We start from the raw sequence: 24,159 nt of genomic DNA, 5'->3' as shown, positions 1-24,159 counted from the left end.
TTATCGACATGTTAAGTTGACATGTTTTTTTTATGTCCATTTTGTGATCGCAGCGGGCAGAGAAAAGCGCGCCATCAGGGGATTGTCAGGCTGGCATAGCCTTTGCTTATGACAAAGAACAACGAATGTCTGCCAGTAACCTGAAGGGGAACAAGATGTCTGCAACAAAAAAAATTATACGCGTAGGTCTGATTGGCGCGGGACGGATGGGGAGCTTCCACGCGACCTCTCTGGCTCAGCGTGTACCGGGTGCAGTACTGGCGGCGGTGGCCGATCCGGTCCCGGGCGCGGCCCAGCGCCTGGCGGAGAAACTCGGCGTGGAGCGCTTCTACAGCGAACCGCAGGCGATGCTCGACAGCCCGGATATTGACGCGGTGGTCATCGTTTCCCCGGCGCGCACTCATGCTGAACTGGTGGTTGCCGCCGCGCGCGCCGGTAAGCACGTCTTCTGCGAAAAACCGATGGCCGTGACCCTTGAAGAAGCCGATCGCGCCATTGCCGCCGCCCGCGAGGCCGGTGTGGTACTGCAGGTGGGCTTCAACCGCCGCTTTGCCAGCGGATTTGCTGCCGCGCTGGCGGAAATCAAGGCCGGTAAAATCGGTACGCCGCAGCTGCTGCGCTCGCTGACCCGCGATCCGGCCCCGCTGCGCGATCCTACGCCAATCCCACCGTGGACGATTTATCTGGAAACGCTGATCCACGATTTCGACACCCTGCTGCACTGCAACCCGGGCGCGAAACCGGTGGAAGTCTATGCTATCGCCGACGCGCTGGTGCGCCCGGACTTCAAGGACAAAGGCCTGCTGGATACCTCCGTGGTCACCATCCGCTTTGATAACGGCGCGATCGCCATTGCCGAAGCCAACTTCCAGGCGGTGTACGGCTATGACGTACGCGGCGAAGTGTTCGGCAGCAACGGCATGCTGCAAATCGGCAATATCAACGTCAACAACGCGGTGCGCTACACGGCGGAAGGTATCTCGATTGATACGTCGCGCCAGGACACCGATCTGCTGGCCGACGCCTACATTGCTGAACTCACTGAGTTTGTACGCTGCGCTGCCACCGGCGAAACCCCGCGTGCCACCGGTGAAGATGCGCGGAATGCGCTGGCGATTGCGCTGGCCTGTATCGCCTCCGTACAGCAAAACCTCCCGGTTAAATTATAAGGATCGTCACCATGTCCGATTACAGCCTGTCCGTCAGTGCCGAAATGGTTTTCCTCGATCTGCCGTTTATTGAACGCGTGCAGCGCATTAACCAGCTGGGCTTCGGCGTGGAGATCTGGCACTGGGAAAATAAAGATATCGATGCGCTGGCGGCGACCGGTGCACGCTTCACCTCGATGACCGGTTATCTGACCGGCAACCTGACCGACGATGCGGAAATTGAAAACCTGCTGAGCAGCGCCGCCGAATCGCTGGCGGTGGCCGAGCGGCTGAACTGCCCGTCGCTGAATCTGCATGGCACCGGGCTGGATAATAAGGGCCTGCCGGTCAAGCCGGTGGACATCGTCACCGGTGAGATGTGGGTGAAAGCGGTAAGAACGCTGGAGAAGCTGGCGGCGCTGGGCGAGAAAGCCGGGCGGGTGTTCACCCTGGAAAACCTTAATACCGCCGTCGATCATCCGCGTACGCCGTTCGCCAAAGCGGCGGATACCCTGGCGCTGGTGGAAGCGGTCAACAGCCCGTATTTGAAGATGAATCTGGACCTCTACCACGCGCAGATCGGCGAGGGCAACCTGATTGAGCTGGTACAGCGCAGCGGTAATGCGATCGGTGAAATTCAGGTGGCGGACGTGCCGGGCCGCTGCGAGCCGGGCACCGGAGAGATCAACTATCGCGCGGTGGCGAAAGCGCTGCGTGCCATGAATTACCGGGGGGTAATTGCGCTGGAAGGCTGGGCGTCAGGGGACACTGAAACCGCTCTGGCAAGCTTTAAAGCGCACTTTGAGTAATGCAGTACCGATGCGGCCAGCCCTGGCCGCAATTTTTTTTCCAAGAAGTAAGACGTTCACCCGATGTTTTGTAGTTAAAAAATAATAACTTACCTATACCTACAGGAATCATGCTATGAACACTAAAAAAATCGCACTGCTCGTTTGCGCTATGGCGCTGGCACCGGCTTCCCAGGCGAAAGACCTGCGCATTGGCGTTGCGCTGGCCAACTTCGATCTTAACTTTGTCTCCATTCTGCGTACCCAGATGGCTAACGAGATGAAGAAAGAGAACATTCAGGGACAGTTTGAAGATGCCAAGGGCGATGTGGCGGTCCAGGTTCAGCAGGTTGAGAACTTTATTAACCAGGGCGTTGACGCGATTATTCTGAACCCGGTGGATACTCAGGGCGTTAAACGCATGATGGATGCGGCCACCAAAGCCAATATCCCGCTGATCTTTGTTAACCGTAAGCCGGAAGTTGAGCTAACCGGCAAGATGGCCTACGTGGGCTCCGACTCGCTGCTGGGCGGCCAGATGGAGATGGAAGCGCTGGCGAAAAAGATGAATTACAAAGGCAACGTCGCCATTCTGATGGGGGCGCTGTCGGCGGAGGAAGCGCGCCAGCGTACTAAAGCCACGGAAGAAGTGATCGCCAAATATAAAGATATGAAAGTGATCGAGAAGCAGTCCGCCCAGTGGATGCGTAATGAAGCGGTGGATGTGACCTCCGGCTGGCTGCTCTCAGGCGATAAGATCGATGCGATTGCCGCCAACAACGATGAGATGGCGATCGGTGCGATTATGGCTCTCGGCCAGAGCGGGAATAAAGATATCCTGGTCGCCGGTATCGACGGTACCCCGGATGCCCTGCAGTTTATTAAAAATGGCAAGCTGGCGTTAACCGTGTTCCAGGATGCGGCGGGCCAGGGTGTGGGCGCGGTGACCATGGCGAAGCAGGTGATTGACGGTACCAATAAAGACAAATTTATGTGGATACCGTATCAGGTGATCACCAAAGAAAACTATGCGGACTTTGCCAAAAAGAACGTGAAGTAACCTTCCTGCCGGGTCCTGAATCTACAGGACCCGCTATTGCCTGTTCCCGTCTGAGTAATCCCACATTTAGTGATGAAAAAAGTGTGACGCCTGTAGCAATTTACCACGCTTGTGAATACTATTTCGCCACTGAGATCCGCCGTCCTGGCGCTCAACAATAACCTCCCTGTTTCCTGCTGAGAATGTTGGATATGTACGATGATTAGTCGCCGCCGCCTGCTGCTTGGCTCCGGCGCGTTTGTCCTTGCCATGAGCACCGATAACCTGTTCGCACGTCAGGACTTTTTTCCTCTGTGGCCGGACGATCCGCCGGGCGGTGGGGGCCCTAAAGGGGCGCTGCGCATCTCGCCTAACGGCTCGTGGTCGAATATCGTCAGCCCCGGCATCCAGCGTTTTCAGCCGGAAGTGCCGAATGGAAAAGCCGTGTTGATTGCTGCCGGTGGGGGATATCGCTGGATCGGCATGGGGCGCGAAGGCTGGCCGGTGGCGCGCTGGCTGACGTCGAAGGGCTTTACTGCCTATGTACTCAGCTATCGTCTGCCTGGTGAACACTGGCAGGACGGCAACCTCGTTTCGTTGCAGGATGCTCAGCGGGCGATCCGTCTGGTGCGCTCAATGGAGCGCAGCGTACATCTGCTCGGGTTCTCCGCCGGGGGACATCTGTTCGGTATGGCCGCCGCCCGGCCCGAATACGATTCCTATCAGCCGCAGGATGCGCTGGACGAACTGGTGCCGAAGGTCGACAGCGTGGGGCTGATTTATCCGGTGATCACTCTCGAAGCGCCTTACACCCATACCAATACCCACCTGTCGCTGGTGGGCAATCATCCTTCTCCTGCCGAAGAGGCCAGCTGGTCGGTACAAAACTACGTGACCCGCGCCTATCCGCCGCTGTTTATGGCGCAGGCGGAAGACGACACCACCTCTAACCCGGAAAACAGCGTGATCATGCACGATACCTGCCGTCGGATGGGCGTTTCAGTACAGATGATCCGCATTTCCAAGGGCGGCCACGGTTTTGGTCTGGGTAAGGTGGGCACCCCGGCCGCAATCTGGGATGAAGCCTATGCGGTGTGGCTGGCGGCGCGCGGGTGATTTTTGCTTTGGAAAAAACCTGAGTAATAAAAAAGGGGGCGATTGCCATAATCGCCCCCTTTAATGAGAAGTAAGATTAGCGCTGCAGGAAGGCCAGCAGATCCTGGTTCAGCTGGTCCTGATGCGTGACCGCGAAGCCGTGTGGGGCATTATCATACACTTTCAGCGTTGAGCCTTTAATCATCTCTGCCGCCAGTTTACCGGTGGCTTCAAACGGTACGATCTGGTCGTTGCTGCCGTGGATAACCAGCGTTGGCACGTCAATCTTCGCCATATCGCCGCGGAAATCGGTTTCCGAGAAGGCGGTCACACAGTCAATGGTCCCTTTGAGCGAAGCCAGCAGGGCGATATTCAGCGTCTGGGTCAGTACGCCTTCAGACACGGTCTGGCCTGCGTTGGTGCCGAAGAACGGCGTGCTGAAGTCGCTGATAAACTGAGCGCGGTCTTTACGCAGGCCGTCACGAATACCGGCGAACACCGACTGCTCAACCCCTTCCGGGTGATCTTCAGTCTGGCCGAAGATTGGCGTAACGGCACCGAGCAGTACCAGTGCGTTGATGCGCTCGCTGCCGTAGCGGCCGATGTAGCGGGACACGTCGCCGCCGCCCATCGAGAAGCCCACCAGGGTCACGTCGGTCAGGTCAAGGTGCTGGATCAGGTCGTTGATGTCGGAAGCGAACGTATCGTAGTTGTAGCCTTCCCACGGCTGCTCTGAGCGGCCAAAACCACGGCGGTCAAAAGCAATCACGCGGTAGCCGCGCTCGGCGAGGAAATTCATCTGGCTATCCCACATGTCGGCATCCAGCGGCCAGCCGTGGCTGAACAGTACCGGCTTACCTGTACCCCAGTCTTTGTAATAGATTTGCGTGCCGTCTTGCGTATTGAATGTGCTCATGGTTATTTCCTCGAATCATTAATTAGGTTAATTACGTCTTGTTGGAATTAATCTTAGATGCCCTGTCGAATGATAGATAACGCAGAGATTTTGATAACTTGTTAGAAAATTCTTATCAACTTATCTTTATGATATGTATAGATAATCTCTTCTATATAATGGCTGAAAACCTGTCAAAAAAAACTTAACGAGTTGCTAAATTCTTTCCGCTATCCGCTTTTTATCTCCTGCCGTAATCTTATTTCCAGCAGCACAACATCACTCACAAAATTGAAAAACTAAACATTAAGAGGAATTGAAAATGTCTAAATTCGACCTGCTGGACCCACAGAACTCCACCCTGATTTTCATCGACCATCAGCCGCAGATGTCCTTCGGTGTTGCCAACATCGATCGCCAGCAGCTTAAAAATAACACCGTCGCTTTAGCCAAAGCGGGCAAGATTTTTAACGTGCCGACCATCTACACCTCCGTTGAAACCGAAAGCTTCAGCGGCTACATCTGGCCTGAACTGTTAGCGGTTCACCCTGAATCCACGCCGATTGAGCGTACCTCAATGAACTCCTGGGAAGATGAAGCTTTCGTGAAGGCGGTGAAAGCCACCGGCCGCAAAAAGCTGATTATCTCCGCCCTGTGGACCGAAGTGTGCCTGACCTTCCCGGCGCTGATGGCGCTGAAAGAAGGCTTCGAAGTCTACGTGGTGACCGACACCTCCGGCGGCACCAGCGTGGATGCCCACGAGCGCTCCATTGACCGTATGGTGCAGGCCGGTGCGGTGCCGGTGACCTGGCAGCAGGTGCTGCTGGAGTACCAGCGCGACTGGTCACGTAAAGAGACCTACGACGCGGTGATGGATCTGGTACGCGAGCACAGCGGTGCCTACGGCATGGGCGTGGATTACGCCTACACCCTGGTTCACAAAGCCCCGGCCCGCAAGGCCTGATCCATTAACCCGATGCCGGAGCCGACCTGAAGGCGGCTCCGGCAGGAGAGAATCATGCGTAATGCCCTTATTCCTGCTTTAACGTCCCGCGTGCCGTTCCCGGCCGTTCGCTGGCTGGCGCTGTTAGCCCTCTGTTCCGCCTATATTCAGGGCGGCCTAGTCAAGCTGCTGGACTTCCCCGGCGCGATAGCCGAGATGCAGCATTTTGGTCTGTCACCGGCGGCACCGATGGCCGCTGCGGTGATTGTGCTGGAACTGGGGGCATCACTGATGATCCTTAGCGGCCGCCTGCGCTGGCTGGGCGCACTGGCCCTGGCCCTGTTTACCGTCGCCGCGACCTTTATGGCTAACGCGTTCTGGCAGGTGCCGGTAGCGGAGCGTGGCATGGTTATGAACGGATTTTTTGAACACCTTGGACTGGCGGGTGCGCTGGTTTACGTCGCCTGCAATGATTTGAGGAACAGCAAATGACCACCAGTACGCAATCAGGGGCCTTCGCTCCGCTGAAACAGGGGCTGTTCGCCGCCATCTGGGCGGCAACTATCCTCGGCAATACCGGGAGCTTTATGCGCGATGTCGCCAGTTCCTGGCTGGTGACCGGGCTGTCTTCCAACCCGGCGGCCGTTGCGCTGATGCAGACCGCCGCGACCTTACCGATCTTCCTGCTGGCGATCCCTGCCGGGGTGCTGTCGGATATCCTGGACCGCCGCCGCCTGCTGATTTTTGTGCAGCTGCTGCTGGCCAGCGTCAGCGGAACGCTGCTGATTTTGTCGCATAACAACATGCTGACCGTGGAATATCTGGTGGCGTTAACCTTTATCGGCGGGATTGGCGCCGCGCTGATGGGTCCAGCCTGGCAGGCAATTGTGCCGGAGCTGGTGCCGCGCCCACAGTTGAAAAACGCCGTCGCGCTCAACTCGCTGGGAATCAACATTGCCCGTGCGGTTGGTCCGGCTGCCGGCGGTCTGCTGCTGGCGGCACTGGGTGCCTGGGCAGCCTACGGTGCCGATGTGATGAGCTACGTGTTTGTTATTGCCGCGCTGATCTGGTGGAAGCGTCCGCATAAGGCACAGAACGAGCTGTCCGAGCATTTCCTCGGCGCGTTCCGGGCGGGGATTCGTTATGTGAAGGCCAGCCGCGAACTGCACCGCGTGCTGTTACGGGCGGCTATCTACTTCTTCTTTGCCAGCGCAATCTGGGCGATGCTGCCGCTGGTGGCGCGTAACCTGCTGCAGGGCAGCGCCGGATTCTACGGCATTATGCTCGGCGCGGTGGGTACCGGTGCTATCGTCGGCGCGCTGATTATGCCTGCGCTGCGCCAGCGGATGAACGTTGACGGACTGATGTTGTTTTCCGCCGTGCTCTCTGCGCTGGTGATGGTGGTGATTGCCCTGCTGCCGGTGAAAGCGCTGGCGCTGCCGCTGATGATCCTGCTGGGTATCAGCTGGATCACCGCGCTGACCTCGCTGAACGGCGTGGCACAGGCGGTACTGCCGGACTGGGTACGTGGTCGTGGACTGGCGGTCTACCTGATGATTTTCAACGGGGCGATGGCGGCGGGCAGCCTGGTCTGGGGCCTGGTGGGCCAGCAGATTGGCCTGGTGCCGACGCTGATTGTTGCCGCGCTGCTGCTGCTGATTTCCGCACTGCTCTGTCTACGCCTGAAACTGCCAGCGGGTGAAGCGGATCTGCAGCCTTCCGGCCACTGGGATGCACCCGAGCTGAGCGGTGAAGTGACTACCGATCGCGGCCCGGTGATGATTCAGATTGAGTATCAGGTGGCGGTGGAAGATCGTCCGGCGTTCCTGGCGGAAATTAAGAAGCTGTCGCTGACGCGCCGCCGTGACGGAGCCTATGCCTGGGGGATTGCGGAACACAGCCACGATAGCGGCACGCTGATGGAGTGGTTCCTGGTGGAGTCCTGGCACGAGCATCTGCGCCAGCACCAGCGGGTATCGAATGCCGATGCTGATTTACAGAGCAGCGTGACCCGCTTCCATCAGGGGGAGGATAAACCGAAGGTGCATCACTTTATTTCGCTTCACTGATGGGGTCGGCGGCAGGGTTAAGATGGGACTGGCGGATACGCAGCTCGCCATATCGCCACGGACCCTGCTCGTCAGCCGGAGAACCCAGTAGCCGGTTAAGCGCTTCGGCAATTTGCAGGTCGGAGCGCTGCGCCCAGGTGGTCAGATTCCAGGTGGTGGTTCGCGCTTCTTCCACGTCATCAAAGCCGACAATGCCGATATGCAGGTCGGCATCATAATCCCGAATCGCCTGCATTGCCCCGAAAGCCAGCACGTCGTTCTCGCAAAACAGCGCATCAATCCGCGATTCAGCAGGCGTTACCCGTAAGTAATCACTCATGGCGCTATACGCGATTTCGCGGTCGTAGTGGTTACATTTCAGCAGGATATCCAGCTTTTTCCCCGCCGCCTGTAGCACCGATTCATAGCCTTCCATACGCAGTAAATGGGTGGTTTCCGTGTTGCGGCCTTCCATATAGCCATAGCGCTCATAGCCCTGGTCCAGCAGCAGCTGCCCCATTTCCATCCCGGCGGCGAAGCCGTCAATATTGACCACTTCTACATCCGGCGTATCGGTATTGCGGCAGACGTGAACCGATGGCACCTGATGCACGCTTTCGGCGGTGAGGATCAGTTCATCGCTGAGGATGGTGGCGAGAAACAGCAGGCCATCCACCTGCAGCTGCCCGGCCATTTCCAGCACCGAACGATAGTTTTCCTGCGAATCGGTGTTCAGCAGCAGCATCATATAGCCGCGTTCGTTCAGCTGATGGCTGACTTCACTGAGCATTTTCAGGGTATGCGGGTTGTTAAATTCATCGGTGACCACACCGATAATATTGGTTTTCCGCTGCTTCAGTCCTCTGGCCAGCAGGTTGGGGCGGAATCCTAGTCGGTTTGCGGCCTCCAGTACCTGTTCCCGAACTTTCGGTGAGATAGATGCACCGTTTTTGAAGGCGCGCAGGACCGTCCATTTTGATACGCCCACCAGTTCGGCAACGTCGCTGGCGGTCGCTTTCTGCTGCTGCTTCTCTCTCACTTTGTTTTTCATCGTTTTATCTTCGTGGCCCTCAGATTACGAGCCACAGAATAAACAAATCCTCACCACGGAGACAGCACGCGCTGGTGATTGTGTTAGCTGCGTCGTTTCTTCGCTGGATAAATTGAGAACAATTATCGTTGCTACCGTTGGCAAAGTTTTGCCAACGGTAGCAAACTCCGGTAACATTTGATCTAAGTCACAAACATCAAACATTGCTGCATCATATTTTTAAATAAATTAACCAGACAGGCTCAAACCCACAACAAAAGTAATGGGTTAGGGAAGAGTGTTGCCTGCGTTCAGAGAATATGCCGCAGAAAGGGTGCAGAGGGGGGACGAAATCCGGGAATTACGTTTTTAAAATCAAATAATTAGATCGAACACTACATTGTGCTGGGCAAAAGTCGTTTTCCCTATCTTCCTGAATGACTTTTTCTGAATGGAAAATATCTGATCATGAATAACAGTAAAAAAATTGTGGTTACACTCATCGGGATTGCGCTTCTGCTGCTGGGCTTAGGCCTGGCGGCGGGCGGCGCGTACCTGATCTCCCTCGGCGGCTCCTGGTTCTATCTGCCTGCCGGTCTGGCGATGGCCGCCAGCGGTCTGGGCCTGATCCGCCAGAAAGGCTGGGCGCTGTATGTTGCCTGGGCACTGCTGATCGTCAGCCTGATCTGGGCATTCAGCGAAGTCGGTACCGACTTCTGGCAGCTGGTGCCGCGTACGGTCACCTTCCTGGTGGTGGCGCTGCTGGTGACGCTGAGCGCGCCAACCCTGCGTAAAGCCGACCTGGGCCGCGTGATTTCCTGCAAGCTGGCCGCCGGTGTTTCTGCGGTGCTGGCCATCAGTATCATCGCTATCTTTGCCGGTATGTTCCGTCCGCATCCTGAAGTGGAAGCCACCGCCGATAAAGTGCCGGTGCTGGATGAGAAAGCGGCCGACGACAGCGGCAACGACTGGACCGCCTACGGCCGTAATACCGGCGGGCAGCGCTTCGCACAGTTCGACCAGATCAACACCGCTAACGTGAAAGATCTGAAAGTGGCGTGGACCTATCACACCGGCGATCTGGCGATTAACGGTTCTGAGTACCAGACCACCCCACTGAAAGTCGGCAACACCATGTACGTGTGTACGCCGCTGAACAAGGTGATTGCGCTGGACCCGGTGACGGGTAAAGAGAAGTGGCGCTTCGATCCAAAAATCGAAGAGACTTCCGGGAATAAAACCTGGAAACGCTGCCGTGGCGTGGCTTACACCGAGCTGAGCGAGGCACCGCAGGACGGCACCCAGCCAGCGATTGCCGGTAACAAGCGCATTATCAGCACCACCAACGATGGCCGTATCTTCTCGCTGGATGCCGAAACCGGCAAGCTGGATGAGAGCTTCGGCGACAAAGGTTTTGTTAACCTGCTGAACGGCCTGGGCCCAACCGCGCACGGTTCTTACTACCTGACCTCTGCGCCGCTGGCTGCCGATGGCGTGGTGATGGTGGGCGGTAAGCTGAACGACAACCTGACCACCGGCGAAGCCTCCGGCGTGGTGCGCGGCTATGACTCACGCAGCGGTAAACTGCTGTGGGCATGGGATGCGTCACGCGGAGCGAAAGACAGCACCCCGCTGCCTGAAGGCGAAATCTATCCGATTGAAACTCCGAACTTCTGGGGTACGGCGGCCTACGATGCGAAGCTGGGCATTGCCTACTTCCCTACCGGCAACCAAACTCCCGACTTCTGGACCGGCAACCGCCATCCATACTCTGACGAGTACAACGACTCCGTGGTGGCCGTTGAGCTGAAAACCGGTAAAGAAGTGTGGCACTTCCGTACCGCGAATCAGGATCAGTTCGACTACGACGTTTCTTCCCAGCCGATTCTGTACGATATGCCGGGCAAAGACGGCACCGTAACGCCGGTACTGATCCAGCTGACCAAACGTGGCCAGGTGTTTGTACTGGACCGCCGCACCGGTAAGCCGGTGGTGGAAGTGGAACAGCGCAAAGTGTCGACCGACGCGATGCCGGGCATGAAAGTGGCCGAAACCCAGCCGTACTCGGCGATTTCCGTGGGCACCAAGGCGCTGAAAGAGTCCGATATGTGGGGCGCATCAATCTTCGACCAGCTCTACTGCCGCGTGCAGTTTAAAGAGATGCGTTGGGAAGGCGAATTCACCCCGCTGTCCGATAAAAAACGTACGCTGATCTACCCGGGCTACTACGGTGGCTTTAACTGGGGCGGCGGTGCGATTGACGTTTCTACCGGTACGCTGATCGTTAACGATATCCGCATGGCGCAGTGGGGCCAGTTTATTAAGCGTGAAGATGCCGATGCTCGTGGTCTGCAGGCAACGACCGAAGGGGAATACTCCGAGCAGCTGGGCACCCCGTGGGGCGTTGAGCGCGGCATGTTTATCTCTCCACTGGGCGTACCGTGCTTCAAGCCGCCGTTCGGTTCGATGACCGCTATCGATCTGGCGACCGGTAAAACCCGCTGGCAGGTTCCGATGGGCACCATCAAGGATGCACCAATCCACGGCGTAGCGCCGGGTCTGGATATCCCACTGGGTATGCCAACCATGGGTGGCCCGCTGGTGACCAAAGGCGGCCTGACCTTCTTCCACGGTTCTCTGGACTACTACGTGCGCGCACTGGATAACAACACCGGTAAAGAGCTGTGGCGTGGTCGTCTGCCGGTTGGCGGACAGGGCGCACCGATGACCTATATCGGTGAAGACGGCAAGCAGTACATCGTGGTGGTTGCGGGTGGCGCAACCCGTACCGGAACCAACGACAACCGTGGCGATGACGTGATCGCTTACGCGCTGCCGTAACTTTCCGTAAAACGATCGAGCCGGGGTAAGCAGACGCTTAGCCCGGCTTTTTTTATGCCTGAAGGATTACAGCGAAGGGGCGTATAGCAGCTGGAGACGGCTCAGGCGCTGATGATAACAGCGTAGCGTGGCCGCAATGTCTTCCTCTGGCATAAATGAGCGGCGATAGGTGGATTCAACAATCTGACTCTCGTTGCTTAGCTCATGCAGCAGAGCGGTGGTTAATCGCGGGTTTAGCCCAAGACTTTCGCCCAGCAGCAGGAAGTCCATACCAAGATATTCCCCATATGCGGTATTGAACCCCGGGGCGATATCCTGTTCACCTTCTTCACGGATAAGCAACGGCAGCGCCAGATAGCTGGCATTAAAATAGTCGCGATAGGGCGCGACGGAGACAAAATCGTAGACCGGCGACAGCTGCGGCGGATTATCTCGTGGCAGCAGCAGGCCAAAATTTCGCAAATGCAGGTCGTTGTTACCCAGCAGGTAGGCATAAGCGATACGCCGAAACAGGTCGCGCTTGAAAGCCACGTTGTTATTCACCTGTTTCACCAGAAATTGGGCAATCCGCTCATAGCTCACGAACTGCTTACCGTCGCTGCCGATTTTGCCGTACTTCTCCATGATATTCATAGCGGCATCCAGCTGCTCCTGATGTATTGGTTCACCGTTTCCATCGCGGTCGAAGCGGCGAATAACAAAAGCGTATTCGGGTTTATCCTGCTGGCTGGCAGGCATAAAGGGCAGCAGTCCGTTTACCGGGACGTTGAACCCCAACCGTGCCATAACGCTCATCGTGGCATGTTCGTTTTCTGCCAGATGGGGAAATTCATCGGGGGAGGGTTTCAGGATGAACTGTCCCTGGTGATCGACCACTGCGAAGGCATCATTTTGTAAGATCATCTGTAGCTTGGGTTGATAGCCGGAAATACTCATGCCTCGTTGACGCTCGGGCAGTTTCTGAATAAATTCGGAGCGCGTAAACCCTAACTGCGTGTTTGTTCGTGTCGATCCCGCCAGCGCTTTTAATCCTTTAGCTGAATAGCCGGATGCCATTTCCTCCCCGCTTTTAAGCGGCGTTAGCAATATGCGGCAAACTGTCATTCCTTTTCCTCCGCTGTTAATTTCACTGCGCCAATCAGGTTTTCACCATTGTGCAGCAGCATACCCAGTAGATCGTGTTCATCGATTTTTTGTAGCAGGCTGTAGCGCCTTTTCAGCCATCCTTCCGGGGCCAGAGAGGCAAAAAAAGGATGTAAAGCAGCGCTGGGGAATCGCCTCTGTTGTACAGGCAGGCTAAGTGAGAGTGCCTGACCTTCATATTCGGGATAGTATTCAAACAGGTAGCCGTCGTCGTTTTGCGATAACGTCCCTATGGGATCGTCATACAGCCAGATGGTTAAACGACGGCGCATAGCCTGACTCCCAGCGCTTCTGCTACCGCATAAACGGTGCCGAATTTCACCTGTTCGGGGTTTTTAAACAGCCTCTTTAGCGTGGACGCCGATACCCCGGTTTGTAGCTCAAGGGTGAGCATATCGATGCCCAGGTCTTTACGACGCTCATTCAGGCGTGCGCCAAACGACGGCAGTGATTCGATAGCTCCCCGTGCTATCACCGCAGATTCCTGCTGACTTTCTTTGGCGAGGTCGTGCTGCAGCTCGTTGAGCTGTTTAGTGATGTCGCGCAGTCTGGCGGCGGTGGCGTTATCAGAATGAGCGTTCATTAATGACCTTTTTTACGAAGGTGACGAATCAATTAGCTCATAATTTAATCGTTAAAGTTCATAAGTGTCAATATTGAGCTTTTATGGTGTTAAAACCGATAAATGGTCTAAATATGAATTATTAAGAGGTTTTTTAATCAAATATGACCATTTTATTGAAATTTTAATCAGATAGGGTCCAAATATGACAAAACGCCTGAGGATATTTCTCAGGCGTTTTACATTCAGGCGCTTTCTCTCCGCTCAGATGACGCTATCAGAACGCAAAGCAGGAACAGCCCAGCGCGCCCCAGAAGGCATTGTCATCCGAGACCGGCACCGTTGAGCGGCGCGCCACGTCGTGCGAGTGGCTGTGCACACCGCAGGGGCCGCTGCACTGGTGCGGCTGCGAGGCGAAGGCGGCACGGCCGTTGGCCTGCGGCGGGGCGCTGCGGTAGTGGCCGGGTACGGTGACCACGGGTGACCACTCTGGCAGCACAGGCACCGGCGGCGGCGACAGCGGGGTGAAGCCGCCAGCGGCATAAACGATTTCGCCATCGACCACGGTCAGCACCGACTCAATTCCTTTAATCGCCTCTTCCGTCACGCTGAAGTAGTCCTGCGACAGAATGGCGAGGTCCGCCAGTTGGCCGACTTTGATCTGGCCTTTTTTGCCCTGCTCGCTGGAGAACCAGGAGCTGCCCTGGGTCCACAGCATCAGCGCGGTTTCACGATCCAGGCGGGCACTGTCGTCGTACATCGCCATGCCGCCCACGGTGCGGCCGGAAACCAGCCAGTAAAGCGCGGTCCACGGATTGTAGCTGGCCACGCGGGTGGCGTCGGTGCCCAGACCTACCGGCACGCCGGCGTTGAGCATTTTGGCCACCGGCGGCGTGTGCTTCACCGCTTCTTTACCGTAGCGATCGGCGAAGTATTCGCCCTGGAACGCCATACGGTGCTGCACGGCGATACCGCCGCCGAGCGCCTTAACGCGATCGATGTTGGCTTCGGTAATGGTTTCCGCATGGTCAAAGAACCAGTGCAGGCCGTTAAACGGAATATCGCGGTTCACCTTCTCGAACACGTCCAGCATGCGGCTGATCGATTCGTTGTAAGTGGCGTGCAGGCGGAACGGCCAGCGGTGTTCAACCAGGTGGCGCACCACGCGCTCCAGTTCATCTTCCATGCCCGGCGCCAGATCCGGGCGCGGCTCAAGGAAATCCTCGAAGTCGGCGGCGGAGAACACCAGCATTTCACCGGCACCGTTGTGGCGATAGAAGTCGGTGCCCTGGCCCGGTTTCAGCATATCGGTCCACTTCTCGAAATCTTCCAGCTCGTGGCCGGGGCGCTGGGTAAACAGGTTATAGGCGATACGCACCGTCAGCTGCTTTTTCGCGTGCAGCTCGGCGATCACTTCGTAATCGTCCGGGTAGTTCTGGAAGCCGCCGCCCGCATCAATGGCGCTGGTCAGGCCCAGACGGTTCAACTCACGCATAAACTGGCGGGTGGAGTTCACCTGCTGGTCCAGCGGCAGCTTCGGCCCTTTTGCCAGCGTTGAATACAGCAGCATCGCATTCGGGCGGGCAATCAGCATGCCGGTCGGATTACCGTTGCTGTCGCGCTGGATCTCGCCCCCCGGCGGGTTCGGCGTATCGCGGGTATAGCCCACCACGCGCAGGGCGGCGCGGTTCAGCAGGGCACGGTCGTAAAGGTGCAGAATAAATACCGGGGTGTCCGGTGCCGCTTCATTGATCTCATCCAGCGTCGGCATGCGGCGCTCGGCAAACTGGAATTCGTTCCAGCCGCCCACCACGCGCACCCACTGTGGGTTCGGGGTACGCAGCGCCTGCTCTTTCAGCATCCGCAGCGCGTCGGCCAGCGACGGCACGCCTTCCCAGCGCAGTTCGAGGTTGTAGTTCAGGCCGCCGCGGATCAGATGCAGGTGCGAGTCGTTCAGGCCCGGAATCCCGGTGTGGCCCTTCAGATCGACAACTTTGGTGTCGTGACCGGCAAACTGCATCACTTCCGCTTCGCTACCGACGGCGAGGAATTTGCCGTCTTTGATGGCCACGGCGGTCGCCAGTGGGTTTTCACGATCGACGGTGTGGAAATTACCGTTGGTCAGGATCAATGAAGCACTATTCATTATTACTCTCCAGGTTCGACTTCCCACGCGGGGCGAGCCAGTTAGCGAATAAACGTGTTACCACCGGCATCCACAGAAACACCACCAGGGCGACAACGGATGCGTCGTTAAGAAAATGTCCCCACAGCGTGCCTTTGGCCGCGGGCAGTACCGTTCCCCAAAACCACGGCACCAGATTGGTGGAGGGATAGATCACCGCCAGGGTGATGAGAAACTGCTTCCACTTTTTCGGCGCTTTGCGCTCCGGGGTTGGCGGGGTAAACCAGAACGCCGCGCCCGGCCTTAGCTCAATATGTTCCGGGCCGCACAGCATGGCCGGTAGTTCGGCGATCAGCGCGTGGCGCTGGGTCGAGTTAATCCAGCGGTAAAGATTATCCAGCGTGTCAAACCTGATCAGCACCGTATACGTCTGTTCCCCGTGAACCGGTCTTAAAATGTTAACGCCGAGGTGGCCGTCGAATAATGCCGCCTGCGGCATCACTTTTTCCAGCCACTGTTCATACTCCGGCTGCTTACCCGCCAGCAGACGGTGGGTGATAACCAGGGTCACGTGCTCAGGCTGATGTGGATAATCCATGTTACTCTCCTAAACGCCCCCGGATGCGAGCCGGGGGCCGGGGGATCAGGCTTTGCGGGCCGGGGCTTTGTGGACCATGGTGTAGGCGTAATCCACGCCCATGCCGTAGGCACCGCTGTGTTCACGTACCAGGTCCATCACCGCGTCGTAGGTTTCTTTACGTGACCAGTCGCGCTGGTACTCCAGCAGCACCTGCTGCCAGGTCACCGGCACCGCACCGGCCTGCACCATACGATCGATGGAGCGCTCGTGGGCATCCACGCTGGTGCCGCCGGAGGTGTCGGTCACCACGTAGACTTCGAAGCCTTCTTTCAGCGCCATCAGCGCCGGGAAGGTCAGGCACACTTCGGTCCACAGGGCGGAGATAATCAGCTTTTTGCGGCCGGTGGCTTTCACCGCTTTGACGAAAGCTTCATCTTCCCAGGAGTTCATCGAGGTGCGTTCAATCGGCGTAGACTCCGGGTGAACCGCCAGCAGCTCCGGCCAGATGTAGCCGCTGAAGCTTTCGGTTTCAACCGAGGTATAAATAGTCGGCACGTTAAAAATTTTGCCTGCTTTGGCTAAAGCAACGGTGTTATTTTTAAGCTGCTGGCGATCGATATTGGCGACGCCGAAAGACATTTGTGGCTGGTGGTCGATGAAAATCAGGGTGGAGTTCTGTGGGTCCAGCAGGTCAAGTTTAGACATTTTTTAATCCTCGTTAAGTTGTTGGTTTGCAGTTCGTCTTGCGTGTTTACACAATACGAGAGGCGCGCTTTGGTTGATAACGGAAAGAATTTAGGTTGTTGTTAAACAATTTTTGGGTTTGGGGAACACCATGCGATTAAACCTTGAAGCGCTGCTGATTCTGGATGCGCTGGACCGGCACGGCACCTTTGCCGCAGCGGCGGCCAGGCTGTTTAAAACGGCCTCCGCGCTGAGCTATACCGTACAAAAAATGGAGAGTGACCTGAATATCACGCTGCTGGATCGCTCCGGCCATCGTGCGACATTCACGCCAACCGGCAGGCTGATGCTGGAGAAAGGACGCGTTTTATTACGGGCGGTTGGCGAGCTTGAGCAGCAGGCGCAGTACGTGGAAAGCGGCTGGGAGAGCAAGCTCACCATTAGTCTGGATGCCTCGGTGCCGTTTTCACTGCTCTCCGGGCTGATTGATGAGTTTTACCAGCAGCACCAGCACACGCGGCTGATGTTCCGCCACGACGTGCTGGCCGGATGTTGGGAAGCGCTGAGCTACGGCGATGCCGATATTGTGTTTGGTGCCGTGCAGCAGCCCGCGCGCCATGCGGGCGTTGAGTGCGTGCCGATTGGCTGGCTGGAATATGTCTTCGCCATTGCGCCGGAGCATCCGCTGGCCGCGCTGCCTGAACCGCTGCTGCGCGATCAGATCCGCCAGTATCGTGCGGTGGTCGTGCGCGACAGCTCACGCCACGCTGAGGGGATGGATCTGAGGATTCTCGACGATCAGCCGATCCTCAGCGTGCACAGCTTTAGCGATAAGGTACAGGCGCAGGTGGCGGGGCTCGGCTGCGGTTATCTGCCGCGCTATCTGGCTGCACCGCATCTGGAAAGCGGCGCGCTGGTTGAGCGCCAGCTGGATAGCGAAACCCGCCGCGACCAGGCGTTTCTGGCGTGGAAGTCCAGCGCTACCGGCAATGCAGCGATGTGGTGGCGCGAGCGGCTACAAAACTTCAACGGCATTCACGAAGTGTACGTTCCGGCCTGACGGCTGGGTTTGTCCGCCGTGCTGGTTAACGGTTCCGGCTCCCGGCCTGGGTAAAGCCCCGGCCGGGAGCAGATTATCTGCCGATATCCCCGTGCGCCGTATTTACCCAGCCCAGGGTCTTATCCAGAATCTCCCCACTCAGCCTTTCCCCCATCTTCAAGCCGAGTTCATGGCAGGCTTCCCACTGGTTTTCATCGAAGAACTGATCGCTGGTGGGCTGCTGCGGGAATGCGGGTTGCCTGTCGGCATAGCGTTCGGTGTCCAGCCCGAGGTTTTCAATCAGGTGCGGTTTCACCACGATCAGCGCGGCGTAATCTTCCTGGTCTGGGTAGACGATACGCGCCAGCATAAACGGAGCCGGATTCTCTCTTTTGTTTAACAAGTCGGGCGTGGTGAACAGTGCCGACATCGTGGGCTCAACCGCATCACTATCAAGAAACTCAATGCGGGTGGCGTAATCGATGTGCGCCTTCCTGACCAGGTTTTCGATATCTTCATAGCCGTAGTCCGGGTCTGCGCCGCAGTCGGCCAGCACAATCAGCGGCACCCGGCGCTTCAGCAGGGCATACACGCCGGTATTATCAAAATGACCGCCGTCCGATACGTACCACAGGCTGCTGTTCATGCCGGGGAAAAAGGCCAGCATTTCACCGAGCAGCGCCCTGAGATGAGGGAATTTCTCCGGTTTAATTTCCCGCTTAGGCCGATCCTGCTTTTCTGCCGTCGTGGCAATACGCTGATGCTTGCGGGCAAACAGATTTTCATTCCAGTAGCCCAGGCGAATTGCCGAGGTAAACAGCAGGGCGGCCGTGCCCGTGCGGGTATTCGAACCCATCCCCGTACCCAGCGCCGCGCCGGAGATCGCCAGCCATTTCGATAAATGTTCCTCCTGCCAGTCCGTTGCCAGCGGCAGATGCGTGCCGGTCTCGATGCCCAGCGGGCTGAGCGTTAGCGCTATGCCTTTCCGGTCGGCGTTAAAGTTACCGGTGCGGTCATCGACGGTCTGGTTGATACAGCAGTTAATCAGGTGCAGCGGCCCGCCGTAGCGATGAGGATGATAGTCGCGCAGCAGTACGTCATCACCGGGCTGCACGTCGGTAATACGCCACTTCTGATTTTCCCCTACCCGATTTCGCTCATAGGCGGAGAGCAGGGTTAACGGAAATCGCGCATCGGCGGTTTCCGGCCTGTTGGGGCGAAAATAGTTACCCACTGAGATATAAGCGCGTTCCAGCCTTGCGCGATATAAGTTGTGCATCGAGGACAGATTCAGGACATCAACCCGCCTGCGGGTCAGCCAGAAATAGACCGCCATCAGCGCCAGGAAAAAAGCATCCATCAACAGCGCCGGGTAGCCGGACGATTTTTCCGGGATATACAGTTCGGTGAGCAGGATCAGTAGCACGGTTGCCCAGGTGAGGAACAGTGCCAGTAAAAACAGGTAGCCGATCTGATTGATAATGCCTGCCACCGGCTTTTTCTTTGCCGGATTTTTTGTCGGGGGCTTTACCCAGTGCCTTAACAGCGAAATTGCGGGCGGCAGCAGAGCCAGCGCGGTCAGGAAGATGAGAAAGTTCGCCCGGACTTTTATCCAGTAGCAGAATTCGCTGGCGCCGTAGAAAAACAGGCAGGCCAGCGCAGCGAGCAGCGCCACGGCCAGTTTTTTGGTGCGAATAAGCCGCTGCTCAGGAACAGAAAGTGTGGTGATGTTTAATGCACAGAAATCCTGCACCAGCTTAGCGGCCAGCGGCAGGCAGGAGAACAGCAGGACGATCGGCCCCAGCCATATCGACTTATCACGATAAACCATGTGCGGGCTGAAATGCCAGGCCAGCAGCAGCGCCAGGGTAACCAGGGGCACGGAAATCGTGGAGTAGTAATCCTGATAGCGGCCTTTTGCCGTGCTATCGCCCTTTCCACCGGCAGGCCGGATGATCCACCAGGCACAAATCTGCCACAGGGCGCAGGCAAGGGGGATCAGCATCAGGCCGAGCCATGCCGGAGCCGCATCGCTGGCCGGGCTGAAACCGGTGAGCAGCAGGCCGGGAAAGAACATCAGCGCCGCCAGGAACAGTATCACCGTCGCGGCCTCAAAGTGCGAGGCCAGCAGGCCGCGCAGGGTGTAGGCCATCGCCTGTGAGACATCGCGAAATCCTGCCGGAGCCAGGTAGCGGCCATTATTCCGCAGCCACCAGAGTAAGAATGAGCGTTTTTCTGCCAGCCCTTCTTCCACCGCTTCGGCTTGCTGATCTTCGTTATACAGGCGGCCGAGCATGCCGCCGAAATAACCGCCGCCGGATACCGTGGAAAGAAAATCAAACCGGCGCAGCACTTTATTCGCCGCCAGCGCCCTCACCAGGCCGAGGCAGAAGGTGGCGCTGCGAATACCGCCGCCGGAGAGCGCCAGCGCGCTGACGGGACGATCGTCGCTGATATTCGCCTGCTGCCGTCTTTGCTGAATTAACGTGTTTTCGCCGCCGTTAATATCCCGATCGTTATTTTTTATCAGGGGATCGCTCATGATTGAAAGCTCCTGAAGGTGTTGTTGTGAGGAGTGTGGCCTGGCATTACACAATAGAAAGTGGGGTTAAAAAATGACAGCGGATTGTGCGAGGAATGAGCGTATTTAAGAAAATAGTGGATAACTCATCCCTGTCTTGTGAGGCTGACGGCGAGTCATACTTGATACGGTATTTCACCGCTGGCAAAACATCATAGCGTCTGATACCCCGGCCACTCGGGCCGGGATGGGAGATCGTGTTTACTTCACTTCACTTAATGCTTCGGCAATCCGCTTAAAGCGATCGAAGCGTTTTCTCAGCATCGCGTGTTTAGCCGGGTTTGGCTCCAGGCGAAGGGTGGGCGGCTGGCAGTGCTGCATCGCCGTCTGGAAATCACGGTATTCACCCGCGCCCACCGCGGCACAGATCGCCGCAGCGCGGCAGCCGGACTGCTTCACGTCGACGATTTCCAGCGGCAGGTTGCTGGCGTCGCAGAACATCTGCATCCAGATATCCGAGTGCGTTGGCCCACCGGTAAAGCGGATGATATCGCTGCCCGCGCTGAGGTTCTGCACACGGTCCTGATGCAGCAGATGCGAGAAGACGATGCCCTGATAAATGGCGTAGACCATATCTTCCCGGCTGTGGTGGCCGCTTAAGCCAAGGAAGCCGCCGTGCAGGCTGTCGTGGAAGTTGGAGCCGTACAGCCACGGGTAAAACAGAATGTTGAGATCTTTTTCATAGCCGTTTTTTGCCCACTGGTTAAGCTGGCGATAGCTGTCCGGCAGATCCGGGAAGAACTGCTGCACAAACCAGGCGAGGTTGCTGGCCGAGGTCGGGCTGCCTTCATGAACGAAGAACGTGCCGGGAATGCAGTATTTCCCCCACACGTAGGGATAGTCAGAGGGTTCAATACGGTCGAAAACGCGGGTGGCGATGCTCCAGGTGCCCGCCACGGCGCTGAGGCAGGAACTGTCGTGCACGCCCGAGGCCAGCGCCGCGCCAACAACGTCAAATAACCCGCCGAACACCGGGGTTCCGGCTTTTAAACCGCACAGCGCGGCAGCCTGTTCGGTGACGTATCCGGCGCATTCGGCGGAACCGATCACCGGCGGCGATTTCTCCGCCATCTCGGCAATGCCGAAGATGTTAAACAGCGTCGGGTCGAATGCCCCCTGCTGCTGGTTAAACAAATTGCTGCCGGAGATATTGGTTTCTTCGCAGGCGAACTCGCCGGTCAGGCAGTAGCGGATATAGTCGTGGACCATCAGAATATAGCCCGCGCGCTGATAGCTGTCCGGCTCATGCTCCTTCAGCCAGCCGAGCAGCGCCGCCGGATGCGACGGCCACAGCTGTTGCAGGCTGCGGCCGTAAGCTTCGGCGTCGCGGCCTTCACTTTTCCAGCGGCTGACCAGCGGCTGCGCGCGCGAGTCGGAAGAAACGATGCCGTTACGCACCGGCTGGCCCTGCTTATCTACCAGGTACAGACCCTTACCGTGGGCGGAAAAGCTCACGCCGTGAATCGCCTCTGGCGCAATACCGCTTTCGCTCAGCGCCTGGCGAATCACCTGGCTAGTGGCGGACCACAGCTCGGCCATATTCCGTTCGCAGAACCCCATCTGTTCACTGAGCAGCGGCACCGCCAGCTCAACGACTTTGATCTCCTGGCCGTCGGCGGTGTAAATCCCCGCCTTGGTGACCGTCCCGCCTAAATCAACGCCCATATAGTAGTGGCTCATACTGCCTCCGGGCTGAGCAGCGCGCCACGGGTTTCACCCCAGCCAGCTGCGGCCATTTTGTCTTCAATCCACTGACGGGCGCGGATGATTTCCAGCAGCGGCTCGTCGGCTTTTTCCGTCCACATCTCAATCAGGAAGGTGCCGCGATAGTTCAGGCGGCGCAGGGTTTTAAAGAACTGGACGAAATCAACGCAGCCCTCGCCAAACGGCACATCGCGGAACTGGCCCGGCGAGTCCGGCGTGACCGGCAGCGTATCTTTCAGGTGGATAGCCGCAATGCGATCGATACCGCCGGTCAGCTCGCTATCCACCTCATTTCCCCAGGCGCTGAGGTTGCCGATATCGGGATAAACCGTGAACCACGGTGAGTTAATTTTCGCATTCAGCGCCTGCCACTTGCTGATGGAGTTCATAAACGGCGTGTCCATGATTTCCACCGCGCACATCACCTGCGCCCCGGCGGCCAGCTCAACGGCCCACGCCACGGAGTCTTCGAAGCGGGCGATGGTGTCGTCGTCCTGCGGTTCGTAATAGACATCGTAGCCGGCCAACTGAATGGTACGGATGCCCAGATCCTGCGCCAGCCGCACCGCTTTCTCCATAATGGCATACGCCTGCTGGCGGGTCTCTGCATCGCGGCTGCCGAACGGGAAGCGGCGGTGTGCCGACAGGCACAGGGTGGGAATGCGCACGCCGGTCTGCTGAATCGCCTGGATGATCTCCATGCGCTCTGCCTGCGTCCAGTCCAGCCGCGCCAGGCGTTCATCGCTTTCATCCACCGACATCTCGACGAAATCAAACCCGCAGGATTTCGCCACGGCCAGCTTCTCCACCCAGCTGGTCCCTTTCGGCAGCGCCTTCTCGTAAATCCCTAATGGATGCTTACGCATTATCTTTCCCCACGTGTTGCCAGCAGCTGCTGGTGCTTTTTCCGGTTCAGCTTCATCGCCCGCTGCGCCTGCCATTTGTTTTTAAAGAATTTGAACGCCAGGGCGAAAATCAGCGTGATGCCCCATACCGCCAGATTGAAGTGCAGGCTGACCCCCGCCAGGCTCAGCCCGGTGGCGATCACCTGCAGCACCAGCAGCGCGCAGAAGACGTGGATCACTTTGCCCACGCCGCCGAACGGGTCGGTCCCGCCCAGCACAATCGCCAGCACCGTCAGCAGCAGATACGAGTCGCCGTAGCCCATGCGCGCCGAGTTAAAGCGGGCCATCATGATCAGCCCCGCCAGCACGCACAGCAGGCTGGAAATGGCGTAAATCGCTATCATGATGCGGTCGGTGCGGATGCCGCTGAACCAGGTGGCGTTGATGTTGCTGCCGCACATATAGATATTTTTGCCGAGGCGCGTTCTGCCCAGTAGCAGGGCCAAAAATACGGTGGCGACGATAAAGATAATCAGCGGAACCGGGACTCCCCAGACCACTTCCGATCCCATACTGCGCACGATCGGCGGCATGCCGCTCAGCGCCGCGCCTTTGGTCAGGTACACCCCAATGCCGCTGATAATGGTCATGCTGCCGAGAGTCACCAGAATCGGGTGCGCACCCACGCGGGAAATCATCAGCCCGGTCAGTACGCCAATCAGCACCGCAATCACTGCCGCACCCAGCAGCGCCAGCACCAGCCACATCAGCTGCACGCCAACGCTGGCATCAACCGGAACGTAGTGGATCAGCAGCCACGCCATAAACAGGCTGGTGAGGTTGGCGGTGCCGATAATCGACAGATTCAGGCCGCCGCTCAGCATCGGGACAAACATCGCAAAGGTCAGCAGGCCGAGTTCCGGCAGCTGAAACGCAATGCTCAGAAAGGTGTTTTCGGTCAGAAAACGGCCCGGCATCGCCAGTGAAAAGGCCACCGTGGCGATCAGGCAGATAGCCAGCAGGCCGGTGCTGGTGCCGTCCAGAGGTAAAAAGGGTTTATTTTTCATTA

At 57.5% G+C, this 24,159-nt stretch carries 21 protein-coding genes; 9 read left to right on the top strand and 12 right to left on the bottom strand.

Annotated features, from left to right (window positions below; genetic code table 11):
- Positions 1–155: 155 nt before the first annotated feature.
- The 4 genes from JOE09_RS22380 to JOE09_RS22365 all read left to right on the top strand — a co-directional run bounded on the left by JOE09_RS22380 (position 156) and on the right by JOE09_RS22365 (position 4,091).
- Positions 156–1,169 carry a Gfo/Idh/MocA family oxidoreductase gene (locus tag JOE09_RS22380; RefSeq protein ID WP_105593572.1) on the top strand — a complete coding sequence of 338 codons (1,014 nt, stop codon included), beginning with the start codon at positions 156–158 and terminating at the stop codon, positions 1,167–1,169.
- Positions 1,170–1,180: 11 nt separating this feature from the next.
- Positions 1,181–1,957, top strand: a complete 777-nt coding sequence (locus tag JOE09_RS22375; protein WP_205067383.1) for a TIM barrel protein — start codon at positions 1,181–1,183, stop codon at positions 1,955–1,957.
- Between the two features lie 115 nt (positions 1,958–2,072).
- A complete protein-coding gene (locus JOE09_RS22370) occupies positions 2,073–2,996 on the top strand; it encodes a substrate-binding domain-containing protein (RefSeq protein ID WP_205067382.1) in 924 nt (307 codons plus the stop codon).
- 198 nt (positions 2,997–3,194) lie between these two features.
- Positions 3,195–4,091 carry an alpha/beta hydrolase gene (locus tag JOE09_RS22365; RefSeq protein ID WP_105593569.1) on the top strand — a complete coding sequence of 299 codons (897 nt, stop codon included), beginning with the start codon at positions 3,195–3,197 and terminating at the stop codon, positions 4,089–4,091.
- A 76-nt stretch (positions 4,092–4,167) separates the two neighbouring features.
- Here the strand turns inward: JOE09_RS22365 and JOE09_RS22360 are convergent, their stop codons facing one another.
- Positions 4,168–4,986: an alpha/beta fold hydrolase gene (locus tag JOE09_RS22360; RefSeq protein WP_200547218.1), complete on the bottom strand. Its 819-nt coding sequence runs from the start codon at positions 4,984–4,986 to the stop codon at positions 4,168–4,170.
- A 301-nt stretch (positions 4,987–5,287) separates the two neighbouring features.
- Here JOE09_RS22360 and JOE09_RS22355 point away from each other — a divergent pair, with 301 nt between their 5' ends.
- From JOE09_RS22355 to JOE09_RS22345, 3 genes are read left to right on the top strand one after another with little or no spacing between them, the layout of a single operon-like run.
- Complete coding sequence (locus tag JOE09_RS22355) at positions 5,288–5,929, top strand: hydrolase (protein ID WP_105593567.1); 642 nt, start codon at positions 5,288–5,290, stop codon at positions 5,927–5,929.
- A 54-nt stretch (positions 5,930–5,983) separates the two neighbouring features.
- Positions 5,984–6,400, top strand: a complete 417-nt coding sequence (locus JOE09_RS22350; RefSeq protein WP_105593566.1) for a DoxX family protein — start codon at positions 5,984–5,986, stop codon at positions 6,398–6,400.
- Positions 6,397–7,977 carry an MFS transporter gene (locus JOE09_RS22345; protein ID WP_200563163.1) on the top strand — a complete coding sequence of 527 codons (1,581 nt, stop codon included), beginning with the start codon at positions 6,397–6,399 and terminating at the stop codon, positions 7,975–7,977. The genes JOE09_RS22350 and JOE09_RS22345 overlap by 4 nt, the downstream gene beginning before the upstream one ends.
- Here the strand turns inward: JOE09_RS22345 and JOE09_RS22340 are convergent.
- On the bottom strand, positions 7,961–9,007 hold the full coding sequence (locus tag JOE09_RS22340) for a LacI family DNA-binding transcriptional regulator (RefSeq protein ID WP_205067381.1): 1,047 nt from the start codon (positions 9,005–9,007) through the stop codon (positions 7,961–7,963). The two genes, JOE09_RS22345 and JOE09_RS22340, sit on opposite strands and share 17 nt — an antisense overlap.
- Positions 9,008–9,454: 447 nt before the next feature.
- Between JOE09_RS22340 and JOE09_RS22335 the strand changes: the two genes are divergently transcribed.
- The gene (locus tag JOE09_RS22335; RefSeq protein WP_205067380.1) at positions 9,455–11,827 is read left to right on the top strand and encodes a membrane-bound PQQ-dependent dehydrogenase, glucose/quinate/shikimate family; all 2,373 of its coding nucleotides are present in this window, start codon (positions 9,455–9,457) and stop codon (positions 11,825–11,827) included.
- 66 nt (positions 11,828–11,893) lie between these two features.
- Here the strand turns inward: JOE09_RS22335 and JOE09_RS22330 are convergent, their stop codons facing one another.
- The 6 genes from JOE09_RS22330 to JOE09_RS22305 all read right to left on the bottom strand — a co-directional run bounded on the left by JOE09_RS22330 (position 11,894) and on the right by JOE09_RS22305 (position 16,942).
- Positions 11,894–12,931: a HipA domain-containing protein gene (locus JOE09_RS22330; protein WP_205067379.1), complete on the bottom strand. Its 1,038-nt coding sequence runs from the start codon at positions 12,929–12,931 to the stop codon at positions 11,894–11,896.
- Positions 12,928–13,242, bottom strand: a complete 315-nt coding sequence (locus tag JOE09_RS22325; RefSeq protein WP_205067378.1) for a HipA N-terminal domain-containing protein — start codon at positions 13,240–13,242, stop codon at positions 12,928–12,930. Before JOE09_RS22325 ends, JOE09_RS22330 begins: the two co-directional genes overlap by 4 nt.
- Positions 13,227–13,553: a helix-turn-helix domain-containing protein gene (locus JOE09_RS22320; RefSeq protein WP_205067377.1), complete on the bottom strand. Its 327-nt coding sequence runs from the start codon at positions 13,551–13,553 to the stop codon at positions 13,227–13,229. The genes JOE09_RS22325 and JOE09_RS22320 overlap by 16 nt, the downstream gene beginning before the upstream one ends.
- 256 nt (positions 13,554–13,809) lie before the next feature.
- Positions 13,810–15,678, bottom strand: coding sequence for an amidohydrolase (locus JOE09_RS22315; RefSeq protein WP_205067376.1), 1,869 nt, complete (start codon positions 15,676–15,678; stop codon positions 13,810–13,812).
- Entirely contained in the window at positions 15,671–16,255 is a 585-nt protein-coding gene (locus JOE09_RS22310) for an antibiotic biosynthesis monooxygenase (RefSeq protein WP_205067375.1), read from the bottom strand. Before JOE09_RS22310 ends, JOE09_RS22315 begins: the two co-directional genes overlap by 8 nt.
- Positions 16,256–16,300: 45 nt before the next feature.
- Positions 16,301–16,942: a hydrolase gene (locus tag JOE09_RS22305; protein WP_105595705.1), complete on the bottom strand. Its 642-nt coding sequence runs from the start codon at positions 16,940–16,942 to the stop codon at positions 16,301–16,303.
- 130 nt (positions 16,943–17,072) lie between these two features.
- Here JOE09_RS22305 and JOE09_RS22300 point away from each other — a divergent pair, with 130 nt between their 5' ends.
- A complete protein-coding gene (locus JOE09_RS22300) occupies positions 17,073–17,981 on the top strand; it encodes a LysR family transcriptional regulator (RefSeq protein WP_105595721.1) in 909 nt (302 codons plus the stop codon).
- Between the two features lie 73 nt (positions 17,982–18,054).
- On the opposite strand, the gene JOE09_RS22295 is transcribed toward JOE09_RS22300, so the two are convergent.
- The 4 genes from JOE09_RS22295 to JOE09_RS22280 all read right to left on the bottom strand — a co-directional run bounded on the left by JOE09_RS22295 (position 18,055) and on the right by JOE09_RS22280 (position 24,157).
- Positions 18,055–20,502, bottom strand: a complete 2,448-nt coding sequence (locus JOE09_RS22295; protein WP_205067374.1) for a patatin-like phospholipase family protein — start codon at positions 20,500–20,502, stop codon at positions 18,055–18,057.
- A 240-nt stretch (positions 20,503–20,742) separates the two neighbouring features.
- Positions 20,743–22,221, bottom strand: coding sequence for an FGGY-family carbohydrate kinase (locus JOE09_RS22290; protein ID WP_205067373.1), 1,479 nt, complete (start codon positions 22,219–22,221; stop codon positions 20,743–20,745).
- The gene (locus JOE09_RS22285) at positions 22,218–23,111 is read right to left on the bottom strand and encodes an L-ribulose-5-phosphate 3-epimerase (RefSeq protein ID WP_205067372.1); all 894 of its coding nucleotides are present in this window, start codon (positions 23,109–23,111) and stop codon (positions 22,218–22,220) included. The genes JOE09_RS22290 and JOE09_RS22285 overlap by 4 nt, the downstream gene beginning before the upstream one ends.
- Positions 23,111–24,157: an ABC transporter permease gene (locus tag JOE09_RS22280; RefSeq protein ID WP_205067371.1), complete on the bottom strand. Its 1,047-nt coding sequence runs from the start codon at positions 24,155–24,157 to the stop codon at positions 23,111–23,113. Before JOE09_RS22280 ends, JOE09_RS22285 begins: the two co-directional genes overlap by 1 nt.
- Positions 24,158–24,159 lie beyond the last annotated feature (2 nt).

This window comes from Pantoea coffeiphila, from assembly GCF_016909495.1.
Taxonomy (GTDB): domain Bacteria; phylum Pseudomonadota; class Gammaproteobacteria; order Enterobacterales; family Enterobacteriaceae; genus Erwinia; species Erwinia coffeiphila.
The sequence above is the reverse complement of the archived record's forward strand: the minus strand, read 5'-3'. Positions and strand labels throughout refer to the sequence as shown.